Source organism: Methylobacterium sp. E-066 (assembly GCF_022829635.1).
In the GTDB taxonomy this organism is placed as follows: domain Bacteria; phylum Pseudomonadota; class Alphaproteobacteria; order Rhizobiales; family Beijerinckiaceae; genus Methylobacterium.
Window position 1 is genome coordinate 1 of record NZ_JAKSYO010000104.1, and the last position, 2,503, is coordinate 2,503.

General features: G+C 67.9%; 1 protein-coding gene and 1 pseudogene. Both read right to left on the bottom strand.

Features of this window, described 5'->3' with window-relative positions:
* Nucleotides 1-155 precede the first annotated feature (155 nt).
* A complete protein-coding gene (gene istB / locus MKL20_RS15060; RefSeq protein WP_279594777.1) occupies nucleotides 156-890 on the bottom strand; it encodes an IS21-like element helper ATPase IstB in 735 nt (244 codons plus the stop codon).
* A gap of 8 nt (nucleotides 891-898) precedes the next feature.
* A pseudogene (gene istA, locus MKL20_RS15065) lies at nucleotides 899-2,386 on the bottom strand (IS21 family transposase); the annotation flags it as partial.
* Nucleotides 2,387-2,503: the final 117 nt, after the last annotated feature.

The following is a 2,503-nucleotide window of genomic DNA, read 5'->3' on the forward strand; positions in this document are numbered from 1 at the left end:
TGTCAAACAGCGTTGAACATTGACCCTGGATCGGCGTCGAACTTTGACCCCCCGGATGGGGCTGACGGGACGTCCCTAGTCAGTCCGGCGAAGCGGGTCGGGGTGGCGCAGCCGGGCTGATCAGGGGTCCAGCAGGCGCGACCTGTGTGCCGGCCTCAGGCACGGTTCTTGAAGCGCCAACTCTCGTTGCCGGTCTCGACGATCTCGCAATGGTGGGTGAGCCGGTCGAGCAGCGCCGTGGTCATCTTGGCGTCGCCGGCGAACACGCTCGGCCATTCCCCGAAGGCGAGGTTGGTGGTGACCACGATCGAGGTGGTCTCGTAAAGCTTGCTGATCAAGTGGAACAGGAGCTGGCCGCCCGACTGCGCGAACGGCAGGTAGCCGAGCTCGTCGAGCACCACGAGGTCGAGCCGGGCGAGGTGGTCGGCGATGCGGCCCTGCCGGCCGGCGCGTGCCTCGGCTTCGAGCCGGTTGACGAGGTCGACGACGTTGTAGAACCGGCCCCGCGCCCCGTCTCGTATGCAGGCTCGCGCGATGGCGATGGCGAGGTGGGTCTTGCCGGTGCCGGTGCCGCCGACGAGCACGACGTTGCGCTGATGCGCCAGGAACTCCCCGCTGGAGAGCGCGCGTACCAAACCCTCGTTGATCGGTGTGCCGTCGAAGGCGAACTCGGCGATGTCCTTGGCCAGGGGCAGCTTGGCGATGGTCATCTGGTAGCGGATCGAGCGTGCCTGCTTCTCGGAGATCTCGGCCTGGAGCAGGTCACCGACGATCTGCTGCGGCTCGTAGGTGCGCTTGACCGCGATCTTGATGATCTCGTCGTAGGCGGCCTTCATCCCGAACAGCTTGAGCTCGCCCATGGTGGCGAGGATGTTCTGGCGTTCCATCATGGGGGGCTCCTCAGGCTGTCGTAGCGGGCGCAATCCGCGACCGGCTCGTGGCGCAGCCGCAGGCTCTCAGGCGTCAGGATGGTGACGGGCGCGGTCGGCTCGCGCTGCCGGGCGAGGATGTTGAGGACGATGTCGGCCGAGTGCACGCCCTCGCGCAGGGCCTCGGCACAGGCCGCCTCGACCGCCGGCAACCCATCGCCGAGCACGGCGGTGAGGATCTCCACCATCTGCCGGTCACCTCCGGCACTGCCGGCGAGCTTGCGTCGGACCCGGTCGAGGGCGGGAGGCAGCACCCAGTCCTTGAACGGTGCGCCGTTCCGGAGCGCGCCGGGCTTGCGGGCCAGCACGGGGACGTAGTGCCAGGGATCGAACACGGTCTGATCCCGCCCGAAGGCGCGCTCGTGCTCGGCGACGACGAGCCCGTCCTGCCGGATCTCGACGCGCTCGGCGTAGGCCCGCACCTCGACCGGCCGGCCGATGGCGGAGGCCATGACCGAGTATCGGTTGTTGTCGAAGCGCACGAGGCAGGTCGTGGACACCGAGGCGGTGATGGCGTGGAAGCCGTCGAAGCGGCCGGCATAGGGAACGAGGGCTGCCTGCTCGGCCTCGAACCGCTCCCAGACGGTGCGCTCGCGCTCCTCGGGATGGGGATGGGCCTTGGCGTAGGCGATCACCTGATCGAGCAGGAGCGCGTTCAGCTCCTCGTAGCTCTTCACCCGGACACGCGGGGTGAAGAAGCGCTCGCGCACCAGCCCGACTTGGTTCTCGACCTGGCCCTTCTCCCAGCCCGAGGCCGGCGTGCAGGCGACTGGATCGACGAGGTAGTGCGAGCACATCTGCAGGAAGCGGCGGTTGTAGGCACGCTCGCGTCCGACGAAGATCGTCTCGACCGCGGTCTTCATGTTGTCGTAGATGCCGCGCTGGCAGGTGCCGCGGAAGAACGCGAACGCCCGGTCGTGGGCGTCGAACACCATCTCTTGGCTCTCGCGCGGATAGGCCCGCACGAACAGCATGCGCGAGTGGCAGAGTCGGACGTGGGCGACCTTGACCGTGACGGTCGTGCCGCCGATCAGCACGATCTCGTGGCTCCAGTCGAACTGGTAGGCCTCGCCCGGAGCGAAGGTGAGCGGCACGAACGCCTGCGCCGTGACCGAGGCCCGCTCGCGCTTCCAGGTTTTGGCATAGCGCCGAACGGCATCGTAGCCGCCCTCGTAGCCGAGCCCGCGTAGCGCCTCGTAGATCCGGATCAGCGTCAGCCGCTCGCGGGAAGACTTGCCGGCGTTGGTGCTCAGCATCCGATCGAGATCGTCGCGCCACGGCCCGAGCTTGGGCAGCGGCTGCACCTCACGCTCGTAGGCGAAGGCGGTGGCCCCCGACCGGATGACCTTCCGGACCGTGTTGCGGGAGACGTGCAGGTCGCGGACGATGTCCTTGATCGCGCGGCCGCGGGTGAAGAACTCGCGCCGGATGCGCGCAATCGTGTCCACGCCCTTCATCCCCCTACACCACCCTTCCGGCCGTACCGGAGGGCAGTCTGCGAGAACGAGGTTAGGGGGTCAGAATTGGACGCCGATCCCCCGCCTCACGGGGTCAAAGTTGCACGCCGAAACACA